The organism is Enterobacter cloacae complex sp. HYC033_NIDB, from assembly GCF_056673335.1.
Genome location: NZ_CP115125.1, coordinates 91476 through 106195 on the forward strand (window position 1 = coordinate 91476; position 14720 = coordinate 106195).

A 14720-nucleotide genomic window follows, 5' to 3' on the forward strand; every position below is an offset into this window, starting at 1 on the left:
CCTCCGGGCACCATGCCGGAAATACGTTAACCCATCCCATGCCCAGACTCAACTAATATGCACTCCTCACCACCAAAAGCTCCACACCCCACGCAAAATTAAAGTTTTTCTGATTGGGTATTCAAATCATGCAGTTAGTGAAAAAGTAATGTGAAATAATTTATTTTAATGTGTGTAAACGACTCGGTAGCGAGTTCTATTCGACTCGGTAAAAACTCTACTCAGAGTCATTTGTGACTATTTTTAATAAATCCATTGAGTTATGACTACGGCGAGTCTATATTCGAGTCGTGAATTTTTACAGTGTGTGTCGGCATGCAAGTCGTCTGTTTTCTGGCAGGGAGTTTGTGCCGAGTCGTGCATTTTTAGCTTTTCAAAATATTCTGAGGTACAGAAGTTTTGGAACTATAAATAAGGAGAAAATTATGGCCAGAGTTCAGGTCTATGTAAGCGATGAAGTGTCAGAGAAAATAAGAGTAATCGCTGAAAAACGTCGCGCTGAAGGAGCGAGAGATAAAGATGTAAGTTTTTCGAGCATTGCATCAATGCTGGTCGAACTTGGTCTTCGGGTCTATGAAGCGCAAATGGAAAGAAAAGAGTCTTCCTTTAATCAGGCGCTCTATAATAAAACTATTCTTGAAAATGTAATGAAAACTCAATTTATAGTCAGCAAGCTCCTGGCGATGGAGTCGCTGAGTCCGCATCTCGCAGGAAATGAAAAATTTGATTTCAGGGATATGGTTACGTGTATACGTGAAGATGTGCAACAGATTGTTGAAAAATTCTTCCCCCAGGAGGAAGAGTCTCAAGATAATTAGCTGAAAATGTTTGATAAATAGGATTTAGATCTGCTGTTTTTGAGTGACTTTGGCGTCAGTAATTGATATATTTTATGCAGACATAAGTAAAATTTGATGCTCGCCATTCAGTTTGGCGGGTCGCCGGTACACCGGGCTAGACCCCCGGGTGTACCGACTATACACAGAAACCTTCAGAGGAGGCTTCAATGCACCCGCGCGATCCTAGAGATCTCTCCCAATCAAGTCAATCATTAGATGATATTGTGAAGCGTTTTGATGCGCTCTATAAGTACTCACCTTTGCCTTTTTGCATTCGGAATCAATCCAGAAACCCCATATATAAAAATGATGCATATTTAGATTTCTTTCACCCATTATCAAAGTGTTTTTCAGGTGTCAGTTTTGATCCTGATGAAGTTGAGCTTGATTTGTCGACAATTGAGTTGGAGGCCTTTGTTATGGGGCCTGATACAGCTATTTGTAGAACTTTTAATTTGAATGGTGAGTTTTATCAGTTACGTGTTGAAATTCGTATGGTAAATAAAGAATTATATGCTTTATGGTTTATTAATTACTTCCCGGATTATCAAGCTTTATTCAATACCTCGAATAGGATAAAAAATGATGAGTTTGATTTTGATATTTTTATATCAGGGTTGACGAATAAAAAGATGATTACGTTATGTTTTTCAATTCTTGGTTTTCAACTTCATACGATGGCGCAATATTTAGGTGTCTCTGAAAAAGCAATTTCAAGCAGACTTTCTAGTGTGAAGAGTGAGCTTGCGAAATATTTTATTGATTACGATGACTTCAGATTCTACTGCATGAGAATGGACGTATACAGAAAGGTGAGAATGGTTGTTCTTAAGGTTTTGAATGTTAAATTTATGTAAAAAATATAGTGGAATTTTTCGCGTATTGAATAAATTGTATTCAATGTGTCACTATCCTGACGCAGGAATATGTTGAGAGGGAAAACATGATTAGACGTCACAGGCTTCGTGGCCCAACGGTAACTATGTCGATCTACCTTGACCCACAAACCGATCTTCTTATTTTGAAGGCGAAGGACAGAAGTGGTCGTTCTAAATCAGCTGAAGCGCTGATTCGGTTACGTGACCACCTGGAAAAATTCCCTGATTTCTATAACTCTGAAATGGCGGAGGTGATCCCAAACAATCTTGAACCCAAGTCACAAAATTAGTTTCTTAGGATTTTTATTTCAACAAATCTATCCGGTGTAATTAAAGGATTAATGAATATGACTGATGTGTCTGTTATTAACGCTGTACCCGCGACCCCTGCAAAGAAAAAATTCAGCAAAGTCCCGTTACTCAAAGCGCTGAAGTTTGCCCTGCCTGTCGCAGCCCTTGCTGCGTTTTTCCCTGATACGGTTCTTGCCTCGACTGCGGGTAAAGATCTGATGTCCAGCGGCGATGCAACCGTTAAAGGAACATTTGGTAAAGACTCCAGCGTGGTTAAGTGGGTTATTCTTGCCGAAGTTCTGGTGGGCGCCGTGATGTATATGACGACCAAGAACCTCAAGTTCCTGGCGGGCTTTGCGATCCTGTCCGTATTCGTCACGGTAGGTATGTCTGTCGCAGGATACTGATATCCAGCGACAGCCGTTCAGAGCCACTTCCGACTATTAAATTCCGGTTTAATTCTGAATGCCCTTCACGAGCATTCACGGGAGGGCTTTGCCTGTAATCCGGCTGGCAGGTATTTCCATACTGCCAGCTGTACCGGAGACGGAACATATATGGCAGATGAATCTCTCAAAAAATATCGCTTTCCCGAAACCCTGACGAATCAGAGCCGCTGGTTTGGCCTTCCTGTGGATGAGCTTATTCCGGCGATTGTCTGCCTGGGGTGGGGATTCTGGACCCAGCATTATATCCCCGGAATTATCGCTGCCGTACTGGCCTATCTCGGAATTAAAAAGCTCAAAAAAGGGCGGGGCAGTTCATGGCTACGGGACCTGGTCTACTGGTATATGCCGACCTCACTGCTGAGGGGGATTTTTCATGATGTACCCGACTCATGCTACCGCCAGTGGATTAAATAGACAGGAATAATCAGATGGAACACGGAGCACGATTAAGTACACAGCGGGTTATTGCCATCGGCTTTATTGCCATGGGGGTGGTTATTCTGGGAAGCATCACCACCAATGTTATTCAGGCCGTCAACAACTACCGCCTTCAGAATGAGCAGAAGTCTATCGTCACGCCAATGCTTTTCAACGCGCCGTTTGCCGTGTCGCAGAACCAGGCAGATGCCTCCTACCTGCAACAGATGGCCCTGTCGCTTATCGCCCTTCGCCTCAATGTTACCCCGGAAACCGTTGATGCCTCTCATGAGCAGCTGCTGTCCTATGTCAAACCCGCAGCGCAGAACGAGCTGAAAATCCGGCTTGCTGAGGATGCGAAGCGCATTAAGGACAACAACGTTAACTCGTCTTTCTATATGACCAGCGTGAAGGTTTACCCGGCAAGCAGCCGCGTGGACGTACGCGGCCAGTTGAAGACCTGGATAGGCGACTCGAAACCGTATCCCGAGCTGAAACAGTACGTTCTCAAGTTCGAGCGCGAGGACGGCATCAGCTGGCTCAGTCACTTCGGAGAAATCATCGATGAACAAAAATAGTCGCCGTGCGCTGCTGGCGTTGCTGATGCTCGCTTCCGGTCAGACGGTCGCCGCACCCGCTGCGCTTTCTGCCACGATTGTCCCGTTGACGAACGGCGGACAGGCCAGCATCGCGGTCAGCAATACCGACCCGAACCTTTTTACAGTCGCAGGTGACCGCGTGACGGCCCTGACCAGCCTCGACGGTGAGCTGACGCGTCAGGAACAGACGGCAAGCGGTGGTGTGATTGTCAGCACCCTCAACAAAAAGCCTTTCACGTTCATTCTGGAAACCGAACGCGGCCTCAACTTCTCGGTACAGGCCGTGCCACGTGCGGGCGCGGGGCGAACCATCCGGCTGGTCAGCGAGCTGTCCGGTACGGGTGAAGCGGCGCGCACCTGGGAAGAGTCTTCCCCCTACGAGGCCACGCTGGTTTCCCTGAGCCAGCATCTGCTGGGCGGGCAGCTTCCGTCCGGCTGGCAGGCTATCCCCGTTACGCATGAAGCCCTCAACGCTCCCGCCGGACTTTCTGCAGTCCCCGAGCGCGTCTGGGTGGGTAATCACCTTAAGGTGGTGCGCTATCGCGTCACCAACAATACCGGGATGGCCCGCAACATCGCGGAAAGCGACTTCTGGCAGAGCGGCATTCGCGGCGTGCTGTTTGGTGAAGCCTCGCGTCAGCTGATGGCGGGCGGCGCCCTGCAGGTCTTCATTATCAGCAGCGGAGGTGCGGCTGATGGCCAGCATTAATTCAGTGGTGAAGCGCAAGCAGTTTATCTGGCTGGGTATCGTGCTGGCGACCGTGGGCGTGGTGGGCGGCGGCGGCTGGTATCTGGCGGATGCACGCTACGAGGGCAGCAGCGATGCGGCAGCCGCCGGCGAGCCTGCGCCCGATATGACCGGCGTGGTGGACAGCACCTTTGACCAGAAGGTGCAGCAGCATGCCACGACCGAGATGCAGGCTACGGCCTCCGAGATGCAGAAGCAGTATGCCGAAATGCGCCGCGAGCTTGAGCTGCTCAGCAAGGGGCAGGCAGGCTATCAGCACCAGATTGACAAACTCAGTCAGGATAATGCGGCGCTTTCCGCTCAGGTCAGCGCGCTGGGGGCGAAACCCGTCACCGCATCGGGTGAGCCGGCCCCGCAGCCGCCAGTGCCTGCGCCGGGGCCTGAAGGTGAGCCGCAGCCGACCGGTTTCCCGCCGCAGACGGGGGCCGTCCCGCCGCCGACCGCGTTCTATCCTGGTAACGGCGTCACGCCGCCGGCGCAGGTGCAGTACCAGCCCATCCCCGTACCCAACCAGCTGCGCCGGCAGTCTTTTGCCCACAGCGACGAGAGTAAAGGTCCGTCCCTGCCGTACATCCCGTCGGGCAGCTTCGCCAAATCGATGCTGATTGAGGGGGCTGACGCCAACGCCTCCGTAACCGGTAACGAGTCCACGGTGCCGATGCAGCTGCGCATTACGGGCAGGGTGGAAATGCCCAACAGCAAAAGCTACGACCTGACCGGCTGCTTCATCGGGCTTGAAGCCTGGGGCGACGTGTCCAGCGAACGCGCCATCGTACGCACCCGCAACATCAGCTGCCTGAAGCACGGCGTCACCATCGACCAGCCCATTGCCGGGCACGTGAGCTTCCGGGGAAAAAACGGCATCAAGGGCGAGGTGGTGATGCGAAACGGCAAAATCCTCGGCTGGGCATGGGGCGCGGGATTTGTTGACGGCATCGGTCAGGGCGTGCAGACCGCGTCCCAGCCTTCGGTCGGCCTCGGCGCCACGGCATCACTCGGCGCGGGTGACGTGATGAAGATGGGGATTGGCGGAGGCGCCTCCAAAGCCGCCCAGACCCTCAGCGACTACTACATCAAACGCGCAGAGCAGTACCACCCCGTCATTCCTATTGGGGCGGGTAACGAAGTGACCGTTGTCTTTCAGGACGGTTTTCAGCTGAAAACCATTGAAGAGCTGGCGCACGAGAATGACAGAAGCAAAGCGGAGGGCGACGACCGCAGCCCGGTTCCGCCGCCGTCAGTCCCGCAGGGCGGCATGAACGGGTTCAGTACCGACCAGATGCTCAACCAGCTGGGCAGGCTTAACCAGAGCCAGTTTATGCCGAAGGCCGACTCACAATAACCCCACGTAAAGGAACCGCAAATGAACAAGACAGTGCCTGTTGCGCTCACACTGGCCAGTCTCCTGACGCTGTCGGGATGTGCCGGTACAACGAGCGATTTTGAGTGTAACGCGACGACATCCGATACCTGCATGACCATCGAGCAGGCCAATGAGAAAGCCAAACGACTGGAGGAGGCCAGCGCGGTAAAGCCGGGTGCGACATCGCTGCCGCGCCTGGCTGAGGGTAATTTCCGGACCCGGTCCGTGCAGCCCCTGACGCTGCCGGCTGAACCGGTGCATGCCATCGCATCCAGGAATGCACCTCTGACGGGTATACCGACTCTCCCCCGCCCGCAGCCGCACTCAGCCTCACGGGCGCCGCTCTCCACGGTCACGCCGGTTACTGTGTCGCCGCCAGGGCGCGAGTCCATCGTGGACCCGAGGCCGCTTCGCGTCGGTGAAAAGGCGGCCGGGCTGTGGATCGCGCCCTATATCGATACGCAGGACGTTTATCACCAGCCGACGCGGGTGTTTTTTGTTGTGAAACCCTCAGCGTGGGGAACCCCACGCGTTAACTGAAACCTGAACCGCCACCGCGTGTGGCACCCATTTTAACAATCTGTCGTTATCACGCGTGCCCTGAAACGTAAAAAGGGATGGGCGGTAGCGTGTCCGGACAGTGTGAGCAGGGAGCGTTGATGGCAGACGAACTCGATCTCCTGCAGGAGCAGGACGAATTGCTGAACCAGCTTCATATACAGGCCGCGAGGCAGCGATCCTGCCTGCAGGGCAAAAGCCGCAACCGGTGCGAATGCTGTGGCAATCGCATCCCCCTCAGGCGGCAGCAGGCCATCCCGGGCGTACGTACCTGTACGGAATGCCAGCGGGTTCTGGAAATACGAGAAAAACAGTATCTGAGGTGACCGATGGGAAGAAGAAAAACCAATGTGATGGTCGTGGGGAAAACCGGTAGCGGTAAGACAGCCATCAGCGTTGAGGTTATGCGGACCTTTTTATCAGAACGACAACTCCGCGACTGGTGTGAATTGCGCAAAGACATTCAGAACGATGGCAAAAAACCAGGAGACGAACATCATGACAACCAACAGTAACAGCGGTCCGGGTAAGACCCGCCACCTTAACGATATAGCGGCCTGCTGCGAGGCGATGGGGATGCGTGTCATCTGTGTTAATGCCGCAGAGCGCGACTTCTGGCTTTCAGCGTCTCAGCAGAGCGCTCCCGCCCTTGACGGGAAGGCTGGGATTTCTCAACACATAATGCAACGGCAGCGTGGGCACTGTCTGTTCCTGGGTAAAGCAGGCTCAGGTATGAGCGTAACAAAACAGCAGATGAGGGTTTTCCTGGCGAAGTCTGACGTCAGCCGGATTAAAGCGCTGTACAGCGGAGAGGACGGGGAGAGGCTGGCGGAGGCTATCAGACACAACTGCAGCGTCTGGTTTCCGCTGAATCCCGGAGGTAAAGGGAATGATGCTTAAGCTTCTGTCCGTCCTGCTGTATTGCCTTAGATGGCTTGCCTGGGCTTTTCACTATCTGATTATCTGGCCTGCCGCCACGCTGATGCTGCTGGTTGCCATGCTTTTGTGGATGGATAACACCACGCCCGGAGAGGCGATGGCGCAGGAAATTATGGCCGTCACGCATAACGTCAGCAGTGGCGAGTTTCGTATTGCGGTCTGCCGTGATGAACCTTTACAACCCTTTATACCGCCTGCTCCGCAGAACAAGTCCTCCGGCCTCACGCTGCATGACGCTCCCTCTGCCGTCTGCCATGACCGGGGCAGCGTCGTCACCGATGCTAAAGGATATGCCGGTCATGTTGACGGGGCGCTGAGTGCGTTTAAGTTGCTGTGGATTGTGATGGCCATTGTGTTTTCAGGGGCGGCGCTGCTTATGGGATGCCGTCCGTATTTCTGCCTGTACGGTCAGATGCGCTCAGTGCGTTTTCGCTACGGTATCCCCGCCAGCCGCCCGGCCCCTGCGACGGAAGCGGTCAAAACGGCCGACAATAAAAAGGAGGGGGATCATGAGTAATCCGCTGGACTCCGTCACCCGCACGGTCAACTCGCTGCTGACGGCCCTGAAGATGCCCGATGCGTCCTCTGAGGCGAACGATGTCCTCGGGCAGATGCGCTTCCCGCAGTTTAGCCGCGTGCTGCCGTACCGCGACTACGATGCGGAAACCGGCCTCTTCATGAACGAAAAGACGATGGGCTTTATGCTCGAGGCGCAGCCCATCAACGGCGCCAACGAAACTATCGTTTCGTCGCTGGAAAACCTGATGCGCACCAAGCTGCCCCGCGAGGTGCCGGTGGCCGTTCACCTGGTGTCCAGCCATCTGGTGGGTCAGGATATCGAGTATGGCCTGCGCGAGCTCTCATGGACGGGGGAAAAGGCTGATACGTTCAACGCCATCACCCGCGCCTACTATCTCAGGGCCGCAGAAGAAGGGTTCCCGCTGCCCGATCACCTCAACCTGCCGCTGACCCTGCGTAACTACCGGGTGTACATCTCCTGCTGCGTCCCCCGTAAGCGCGGAAGTAAGGCCAGCGTGATGGAGATGGAAAACCAGGTCAAAATCATCCGCGCCTCGCTGCAGGGGGCGCAGATAGCCACCCGCAGCGTGGATGCGGATGCCTTTATCCGCATTGCGGGCGAAATGATTAACCACAACCCGGATGCGCTGTATCCCACCGAACGGGAACTGGACCCGCTCAAGGATCTGAACTACCAGTGCGTGGACGATACCTTTGACCTGAAGGTGAAGGCCGACTACATGACGCTGGGGCTGCGCGGTAACGGTCGCAACAGCACCGCGCGCATCATGAACTTCCAGCTGACCAAAAATCCGGAGCTGGCCTTCCTCTGGAATATGGCCGACAACTACAGCAACCTTCTCAACCCGGAACTGTCCGTTTCGTGCCCGTTTATCCTGACGCTGGTCCTTAGCGTGGAAGACCAGGTAAAGGCGCAGAACGAGGCCAACCTGAAGTTCATGGATCTTGAGAAGAAGTCCAAGACCAGCTACGCCAAGTTCTTCCCGGGCGTGGCGCAGGAGGCAAAAGAGTGGGGCGATCTGCGCCAGCGCCTGTCGTCCGGGCAGTCCTCGCTGGTGAGCTATTTTCTGAACGTGACCCTCTTCTGCCGCGATGACCAGGAAACTGCGCTGAAGGTCGAGCAGGACGTACTGAACAGCTTCCGTAAAAATGGCTTCGAGCTGATTTCCCCGCGCTTTAACCATATGCGCAATTTTCTCGTGAATCTGCCGTTTATGGCGGGCGGCGGCCTCTTTAAGCAGCTGCGCGAGTCCGGCGTGCTGCAGCGCGCCGAAAGCTTTAATGTCGCCAATCTGATGCCGGTGGTGGCGGACAGCCCGCTGGCCACTTCCGGCCTGCTGGCACCGACCTACCGCAACCAGCTGGCGTTTATCGACCTGTTCAGCCGCGGCATGGGTAACACCAACTTCAATATGGCGGTGTGTGGCACCTCCGGCGCAGGGAAAACCGGGCTTATCCAGCCCCTGATACGCAGCGTTATCGACTCCGGCGGCTTCGCCGTGGTGTTCGACATGGGCGACGGCTACAAGTCCCTGTGCGAGAACATGGGCGGGGTCTACCTCGACGGCGAGACGCTGAAGTTTAATCCGTTCGCTAACGTCACCGACGATACCATCGATGAGATGGCCGAACGCCTGCGGGACCAGCTGTCCGTGATGGCCAGCCCCAACGGCAACCTGGACGAGGTGCACGAAGGTCTGCTGCTCAAGGCGGTGAAGGCCACCTGGCTTACGAAGAAAAACCAGGCGCGCATTGACGACGTGGTGGACTACCTGATGATGGCCCGCGACAGCGAGGAGTACAGCGGATCGCCAACCATCCGCAGCCGCCTCGATGAGATGGTGGTACTGCTGACCCAGTACACCCGCGACGGGGTGTACGGCAGCTACTTCAACTCCGACGAACCGTCCCTGAAGGACGAAGCCCGGATGGTGGTGCTTGAGCTCGGCGGACTGGAGGACAGGCCGTCCCTCCTGGTGGCGGTGATGTTCTCGCTCATTCTCTACATTGAGAACCGCATGTACCGCACGCCGCGCAGCCTGAAGAAGCTCAACGTGATAGACGAAGGCTGGCGCCTGCTGGACTTCAAGAACAACAAGGTCGGGGCGTTTATCGAGAAGGGCTACCGTACCGCCCGCCGCCATACAGGTTCGTACATCACCATTACGCAGAACATCGTCGATTTTGACTCGGAAACGGCCTCCAGCGCCGCCCGCGCGGCATGGGGTAACTCGTCCTACAAAATTATCCTCAAGCAGTCCGCCAAAGAGTTCGCCAAGTACAACCAGCTGTACCCGGACCAGTATTCGCAGCTGCAGCGCGACATGATTAAAGGTTTTGGCAGCGCGAAGGACAACTGGTTCAGCAGCTTTATGCTGTCGGTTGAGCACCTGACGTCCTGGCACCGCCTGTTCGTCGATCCGCTCAGCCGGGCAATGTACTCCTCGGACGGTCCGGACTTTGAGTTTCTGCAGCAGCGACGCCGGGAAGGGCTGAGTATTCACGAAGCCGTCTGGGAGCTGGCGTGGAAAAAATCCGGGCCGGAAATGGCCGCGCTGGAGCGCTGGCTTCACGAGCATGAAGGGAAGACCATCTCATGAAAAAACACGTACTCATTAACGCCGCGCTGATTGCCGGCACGCTGGCTGCGGGCGCAGGCATCAGCTGGCTGGTCTGCCAGCTTAACCGTCCTGTGGTTGTGGCCTTCAACATGAAATCCACGGTGGATGCCTTCTTTGACAGCGCCGGTCGCCGTTCACTGGACGAGGCGCAGACAAAAGCACTTTCAGACCGCTTTAACGCGTCACTGGAGGCCAGCCTCAGGGACTGGCAGGTCCGCCATCGTGCCCTCATCCTTGTCGCACCTGCCGTGGTGCAGGGGGCGCCGGATATCACGCGTGAAATCCAGACTGACGTGGCCCGCCGGATGAAGGAGGGGGGGTGATGCGCGCCCTTGCCCTGGGCCTGACGCTGCTGACCGGCAGCGTGACGGCCGCTGACCTCGGGACGTGGGGCGATCTCTGGCCGGTGGCGGAGCCGGATATGCTGACCGTTATCGAAAGCCGGCTGCAGACGCTGGCGCAGTCCGGCGAGATGGACAAAAAGATGGCGGAGTTTAAGGCGCGCGTGGTGCGCAACAGCCAGCGCCCGCCTGCCGTTGAGGGAATAACCCGCGCGGTGCGCTACGAGCGGCGCTGGTTTGACCCGAGCGTGCGGGTGGACAAGGCGCTTGCCGACGACAGGGGCAACGTGTTTGCTCAGGCGGGGCAGGTCTTTAATCCGCTTGATGTGGTGCCGTTTAACGAAACCCTGCTGTTTATCAACGGCGACGATGCGGAGCAGCTCGCGTGGGTACAGCGACAGAAGCCTGACACCCTGATCACCCGCATCATTCTGGTTCAGGGCAACATTCCGCAGACGTCGGAGAAGCTCGACAGCCGCATTTTCTTCGACCAGAACGGGGTGCTGACCGCCCGGTTCGGCATAAGCCAGGTGCCGGCGCGGGTAACGGCGGCACCCAGCGGAAAGCGCCTGCAGGTGGAAATCATTCCGCCCGATATGGCGCAGCATGATGCAGGAGGTGTCCGGTGAAAATGCTGACCGTCTCTCTGTTCGGGCTGCTTCTGTGGGGTAACAGCCACATGGCAGCGGCGGACGCCGCCTGCGAAGGGCGCTTCGTCAATCCGATCACTGATATCTGCTGGCGCTGCATGTTCCCCCTGTCGCTCGGCAGCACAAAAGTCACGGGCGGGGATTTACCGGACACGTCCAATCCCGGTAGCCCGATACAGTTTTGTCCCATGCCACCGCCGGTATTTCAGCGCGTTGGCCTGGCAATAGGGTACTGGGAGCCGATGGCCATGACCGATGTGGCACGTTCTCCGGGCTGCATGGTGAACCTCGGCGGATTCACCGTTAATCTCGGGAAAATGGGGATGGGCGCCGCCAAAAAAGATGACAAACAGGTCAATGGCGCGTTCTACCACGTGCACTGGTACAAATATCCGCTGACGTACTGGCTCAATATCATCACCTCCCTCGGGTGTCTGCAGGGCGGCGATCTGGATATCGGATACCTGTCTGAAATCGACCCGACATGGGGGGACAGCGCCCTGACCTCCATTCTGAATCCGGAGGCGGTCATTTTTGCCAACCCCATCGCGCAGGGCGCATGTGCGGCCGACGCGGTGGCCAGTGCAGCAAAAACGTCGGTTGACGCGCTGTTCTGGTGTGCCGGATCGCAGGGGTCAATGTATCCCTTTAACGGCTGGGTGAGCAATGAGTCCAGCCCCCTGCAGTCTTCCGTTCTGGTCAGCGAGCGCATGGCGTTCAAGCTGCACCGTCAGGGTCAGATAATGGAGAGCGTCGGGGAGGATAAAAAGGTCTGCTTCGAGTATCCGTCACCCATTATTCCCAAAACGCGCTGGCGCTATCAGATGGTGAATATGTATCCGGACGTGGCGCAGTGCCATCCCTTCGGCCGAACGGTCATGCGCTGGGAAACGGGGCGTAACCCGCCGAACACGAAGAAAAACTACGGCTATCTTCTCTGGCGCAAGCGCAACTGCGTCTTCCTCTGAGAAAAAGGAAACTTCCATGAAAACTCTGTCCGGTCTGACGGCGGCGCTGCTGCTGTCAGCATACTGTTGCACTGCGCTGGCGTCAGGGGCTGATGAGGCGAACCGCGAGTTTATTCGTCAGCAGGAGTCTTTCAGCCAGCAGCTGAGGGGGCAGGACAACGCGCCGCTGCGCCAGATGCTGGAGCAGCAGGTGCGCCAGAACCCTCTTTCAGCAGACGACGCCCGCTTTATCGGGGAGCTGAAACAGCGCCAGCGCGAGGACCAGCAGGATAAACCCACGCACGGTGCCCTGTATTTCGTCTCCTTTGCCATCCCGCAGGCGGGGCTTAAGCGCATGCTGACCGAGGCCCGCCGCTACGATATTCCCGCCACCCTGCGGGGTATGGTCAACAACGACATGAAAACGACGGCAACCGCCGTGATGGCGCTTGTTCAGGACGGCTCAGCCAGCGGCGTCGCCATCGACCCGACCCGCTTTCGTGAGTACGGGATCACCAGCGTGCCGTCCCTGGTGGTGTACTGCGAGGCGGGCCACGACGTGATTCGCGGCAATCTTCATCTGAAGCAGGCGCTGGAAAAGGTGGTGGGGAAGGGCGAGTGCAGGGATGAGGCGCAACAGCTGCTTAATAAAGGAGATGCCCGATGAAAAGAGCAATACTGATGTCGGTGCTGGCCATTGCCACCACGATGGCAAGCGTGAATGCATTTGCCGATGCTGACGCGCAGTACAGGGCGGGGGCTGATTTTGCCCGTCAGGTACAGGGGCAGGGTGAGAGCAGCCTGAAAAACTTTAACCCCTCAGCGTCTATCCCCAACTATACCGCCTCACCCGGTGAGAAAAAGTACTATGGCGGTGTGACGGCGACCGGTGATGGTGCGCTGAAAGCGGACGGTACCACGGGCTGGACTACTAATGAGGCTACAAAAGCCGTCACCGACTCGTTTGTTAACAACCCGAAGGAGCCCATTTCGCCCGACGCGCCGTTTATTAAGGCCAGCCAGGATGTCCAGTCCCGCGCTGATACCATCATCGGCAAAACGGGGCAGACGCAGTGCGAAGCGCAGAATATCAGCCGCAGTGAGTTCACCAACTATACCTGTGAGCGCGACCTGCTGGTTGAGCAGGCCTGTACGCGCACGGCCAGCATTACCGGCCACTATGAAGATACATCTGAAACAAAACAGATTGTTATCCAGTCTCAGAATATTTCGTTTGCTTCCTCCGAAGCGGGATACACAGGAACATGGACTGCGCCGGTGACAGGGAAGGTTGTTGCTGCAACAGCCACCTATTCCTGGAATAAACGTCTGGCGTTCAGTAATCCTAACTGGTTTATGCGAGTAACCACGCCTTTCGGGTTGATTTCCATGGATAACGATACCGGTAGCCTGGCGCTGAGTAGCGGCATGCAGCTGAAGAAAGGCGCAGGGATGGTGTTTTCCATTCGTACCAGGAGAAACAATCCCACTACAGATTCAATCTGGAAGCACAGCAATATGCGCTACAGCTTCACCGTTACGCTCCAGATTGAAATTCCCGCCAAAAAATGGGTACCAGACGTGGTCTGGAACGAATCCTGCCCGTTCAGCAAGAGCGAAGGTACGCTCAAAAAGACGGAATGTATTGAGCCGGGGAGCACAAAAACGGTGGTGGTTGACGGCGTGTCATACCCGGTCACGCAGGCTTGCTGGAAGTACAAAGACACGTATATGACCCAGGCTGCTGACAATGGCACCTGCAAAACCTACATGAACAATCCGGCCTGTACGCTTGCCTCACGCACCTGCGCCTTCACGGCAGAAGACGGCAGCGGCTGCCTGCATGAATACGCGACGTACTCCTGTGAAACACGTACTTCCGGCCAGGTGATGATATGTGGCGGCGACACCTTCTGTCTCGATGGTGACTGTGAGCGGGCGCAGAACGGTAAAAACAACGATTTTGCACCTGTCGTTTCGGCACTCGCCGCGCTGGCCGCTGCGGGCAAGGACGTGGCAGCCATTAACAGCGTTAACGTACGCGCCTTTACCGGCAGCGCGAAGTTCTGCAAGAAGTTTGCGGCAGGCTTCAGCAGCTGCTGTAAGGACGGCGGCTGGGGCCAGGACGTCGGGCTTGCCAGGTGCAGCAGCGAGGAGAAAGCGCTGGGCAAGGCCAAAGAGAATAAGCTCACGGTCAGTATCGGTGAGTTCTGTTCAAAAAAAGTGCTCGGCGTCTGTCTCGAGAAGAAGCGCAGCTACTGTCAGTTTGACTCAAAGCTTGCCCAGATTGTGCAGCAGCAGGGACGTAACGGTCAGCTTCACATCGGCTTTGGCAAGGCCAGCAGCCCGGACTGTCGCGGCATCACCCAGACTGAGTTGCAACAAATCAAGTTCGACAAACTCGACTTCTCAAACTTTTTCGACGATCTGCAAAAGAACAAGAAAATCCCGGATAACGACACCCTGACGAAGCGCGTCCGCGAGGAAATCGCCGCGCAACTGAAGAACAAACAGTAAGCCACTCATCACTCACTCAGGAC

The 14720-nt window shown here is 55.9% G+C and carries 19 protein-coding genes; all 19 read left to right on the forward strand.

Annotated elements, in window-relative coordinates:
* Window positions 1-425: 425 nt before the first annotated feature.
* The 19 genes from traM (at window position 426) to traN (ending at window position 14697) form a co-directional block, all read left to right on the forward strand.
* Window positions 426-818, forward strand: coding sequence for a conjugal transfer relaxosome DNA-binding protein TraM (gene traM, locus O1721_RS25125; RefSeq protein WP_008324167.1), 393 nt, complete (start codon window positions 426-428; stop codon window positions 816-818).
* A 188-nt stretch (window positions 819-1006) separates the two neighbouring features.
* Window positions 1007-1696, forward strand: coding sequence for a hypothetical protein (locus O1721_RS25130; RefSeq protein WP_008324166.1), 690 nt, complete (start codon window positions 1007-1009; stop codon window positions 1694-1696).
* Window positions 1697-1782: 86 nt separating this feature from the next.
* Window positions 1783-2007 (forward strand): TraY domain-containing protein, encoded by a 225-nt coding sequence (locus O1721_RS25135; RefSeq protein ID WP_008324165.1) that lies wholly within the window; start codon window positions 1783-1785, stop codon window positions 2005-2007.
* 57 nt (window positions 2008-2064) lie between these two features.
* Complete coding sequence (gene traA, locus O1721_RS25140) at window positions 2065-2415, forward strand: type IV conjugative transfer system pilin TraA (protein ID WP_008324162.1); 351 nt, start codon at window positions 2065-2067, stop codon at window positions 2413-2415.
* 150 nt (window positions 2416-2565) lie between these two features.
* Window positions 2566-2871 (forward strand): type IV conjugative transfer system protein TraL, encoded by a 306-nt coding sequence (traL, locus tag O1721_RS25145; RefSeq protein ID WP_008324160.1) that lies wholly within the window; start codon window positions 2566-2568, stop codon window positions 2869-2871.
* Between the two features lie 14 nt (window positions 2872-2885).
* A complete protein-coding gene (gene traE, locus O1721_RS25150; protein ID WP_008324158.1) occupies window positions 2886-3452 on the forward strand; it encodes a type IV conjugative transfer system protein TraE in 567 nt (188 codons plus the stop codon).
* Window positions 3439-4182 carry a type-F conjugative transfer system secretin TraK gene (gene traK / locus O1721_RS25155; protein ID WP_008324157.1) on the forward strand — a complete coding sequence of 248 codons (744 nt, stop codon included), beginning with the start codon at window positions 3439-3441 and terminating at the stop codon, window positions 4180-4182. Before traE ends, traK begins: the two co-directional genes overlap by 14 nt.
* Window positions 4169-5563, forward strand: a complete 1395-nt coding sequence (gene traB / locus O1721_RS25160; RefSeq protein ID WP_008324156.1) for an F-type conjugal transfer pilus assembly protein TraB — start codon at window positions 4169-4171, stop codon at window positions 5561-5563. The genes traK and traB overlap by 14 nt, the downstream gene beginning before the upstream one ends.
* A 21-nt stretch (window positions 5564-5584) precedes the next feature.
* Window positions 5585-6124 carry a type IV conjugative transfer system lipoprotein TraV gene (gene traV / locus O1721_RS25165; protein WP_008324154.1) on the forward strand — a complete coding sequence of 180 codons (540 nt, stop codon included), beginning with the start codon at window positions 5585-5587 and terminating at the stop codon, window positions 6122-6124.
* A gap of 119 nt (window positions 6125-6243) precedes the next feature.
* Entirely contained in the window at window positions 6244-6468 is a 225-nt protein-coding gene (locus O1721_RS25170; RefSeq protein WP_008324141.1) for a TraR/DksA C4-type zinc finger protein, read from the forward strand.
* Window positions 6469-6471: 3 nt separating this feature from the next.
* Window positions 6472-6657 (forward strand): hypothetical protein, encoded by a 186-nt coding sequence (locus tag O1721_RS25175; RefSeq protein ID WP_022652254.1) that lies wholly within the window; start codon window positions 6472-6474, stop codon window positions 6655-6657.
* Window positions 6641-7042, forward strand: coding sequence for a hypothetical protein (locus tag O1721_RS25180; protein ID WP_008324137.1), 402 nt, complete (start codon window positions 6641-6643; stop codon window positions 7040-7042). Before O1721_RS25175 ends, O1721_RS25180 begins: the two co-directional genes overlap by 17 nt.
* Window positions 7032-7598 (forward strand): conjugal transfer pilus-stabilizing protein TraP, encoded by a 567-nt coding sequence (traP, locus tag O1721_RS25185; RefSeq protein WP_008324135.1) that lies wholly within the window; start codon window positions 7032-7034, stop codon window positions 7596-7598. Before O1721_RS25180 ends, traP begins: the two co-directional genes overlap by 11 nt.
* Window positions 7591-10221, forward strand: coding sequence for a type IV secretion system protein TraC (gene traC / locus O1721_RS25190; protein ID WP_008324134.1), 2631 nt, complete (start codon window positions 7591-7593; stop codon window positions 10219-10221). Before traP ends, traC begins: the two co-directional genes overlap by 8 nt.
* A complete protein-coding gene (gene trbI, locus O1721_RS25195) occupies window positions 10218-10565 on the forward strand; it encodes a type-F conjugative transfer system protein TrbI (RefSeq protein ID WP_008324133.1) in 348 nt (115 codons plus the stop codon). The genes traC and trbI overlap by 4 nt, the downstream gene beginning before the upstream one ends.
* Window positions 10565-11212, forward strand: coding sequence for a type-F conjugative transfer system protein TraW (gene traW, locus O1721_RS25200; protein WP_008324132.1), 648 nt, complete (start codon window positions 10565-10567; stop codon window positions 11210-11212). Before trbI ends, traW begins: the two co-directional genes overlap by 1 nt.
* 2 nt (window positions 11213-11214) lie before the next feature.
* Window positions 11215-12201: a conjugal transfer pilus assembly protein TraU gene (gene traU / locus O1721_RS25205; RefSeq protein WP_032160671.1), complete on the forward strand. Its 987-nt coding sequence runs from the start codon at window positions 11215-11217 to the stop codon at window positions 12199-12201.
* A 16-nt stretch (window positions 12202-12217) separates the two neighbouring features.
* Window positions 12218-12847, forward strand: a complete 630-nt coding sequence (trbC, locus tag O1721_RS25210) for a type-F conjugative transfer system pilin assembly protein TrbC (RefSeq protein WP_008324130.1) — start codon at window positions 12218-12220, stop codon at window positions 12845-12847.
* Complete coding sequence (gene traN, locus O1721_RS25215) at window positions 12844-14697, forward strand: type-F conjugative transfer system mating-pair stabilization protein TraN (protein ID WP_022652255.1); 1854 nt, start codon at window positions 12844-12846, stop codon at window positions 14695-14697. Before trbC ends, traN begins: the two co-directional genes overlap by 4 nt.
* Window positions 14698-14720: the final 23 nt, after the last annotated feature.

Bases quoted from the DNA above. Each gene is read 5' to 3' on its own strand.
- traM (WP_008324167.1), top strand. From the start codon at position 426: ATGGCCAGAGTTCAGGTCTATGTAAGCGATGAAGTGTCAGAGAAAATA.
- O1721_RS25130 (WP_008324166.1), top strand. From the start codon at position 1,007: ATGCACCCGCGCGATCCTAGAGATCTCTCCCAATCAAGTCAATCATTA.
- O1721_RS25135 (WP_008324165.1), top strand. From the start codon at position 1,783: ATGATTAGACGTCACAGGCTTCGTGGCCCAACGGTAACTATGTCGATC.
- traA (WP_008324162.1), top strand. From the start codon at position 2,065: ATGACTGATGTGTCTGTTATTAACGCTGTACCCGCGACCCCTGCAAAG.
- traL (WP_008324160.1), top strand. From the start codon at position 2,566: ATGGCAGATGAATCTCTCAAAAAATATCGCTTTCCCGAAACCCTGACG.
- traE (WP_008324158.1), top strand. From the start codon at position 2,886: ATGGAACACGGAGCACGATTAAGTACACAGCGGGTTATTGCCATCGGC.
- traK (WP_008324157.1), top strand. From the start codon at position 3,439: ATGAACAAAAATAGTCGCCGTGCGCTGCTGGCGTTGCTGATGCTCGCT.
- traB (WP_008324156.1), top strand. From the start codon at position 4,169: ATGGCCAGCATTAATTCAGTGGTGAAGCGCAAGCAGTTTATCTGGCTG.
- traV (WP_008324154.1), top strand. From the start codon at position 5,585: ATGAACAAGACAGTGCCTGTTGCGCTCACACTGGCCAGTCTCCTGACG.
- O1721_RS25170 (WP_008324141.1), top strand. From the start codon at position 6,244: ATGGCAGACGAACTCGATCTCCTGCAGGAGCAGGACGAATTGCTGAAC.
- O1721_RS25175 (WP_022652254.1), top strand. From the start codon at position 6,472: ATGGGAAGAAGAAAAACCAATGTGATGGTCGTGGGGAAAACCGGTAGC.
- O1721_RS25180 (WP_008324137.1), top strand. From the start codon at position 6,641: ATGACAACCAACAGTAACAGCGGTCCGGGTAAGACCCGCCACCTTAAC.
- traP (WP_008324135.1), top strand. From the start codon at position 7,032: ATGATGCTTAAGCTTCTGTCCGTCCTGCTGTATTGCCTTAGATGGCTT.
- traC (WP_008324134.1), top strand. From the start codon at position 7,591: ATGAGTAATCCGCTGGACTCCGTCACCCGCACGGTCAACTCGCTGCTG.
- trbI (WP_008324133.1), top strand. From the start codon at position 10,218: ATGAAAAAACACGTACTCATTAACGCCGCGCTGATTGCCGGCACGCTG.
- traW (WP_008324132.1), top strand. From the start codon at position 10,565: ATGCGCGCCCTTGCCCTGGGCCTGACGCTGCTGACCGGCAGCGTGACG.
- traU (WP_032160671.1), top strand. From the start codon at position 11,215: ATGCTGACCGTCTCTCTGTTCGGGCTGCTTCTGTGGGGTAACAGCCAC.
- trbC (WP_008324130.1), top strand. From the start codon at position 12,218: ATGAAAACTCTGTCCGGTCTGACGGCGGCGCTGCTGCTGTCAGCATAC.
- traN (WP_022652255.1), top strand. From the start codon at position 12,844: ATGAAAAGAGCAATACTGATGTCGGTGCTGGCCATTGCCACCACGATG.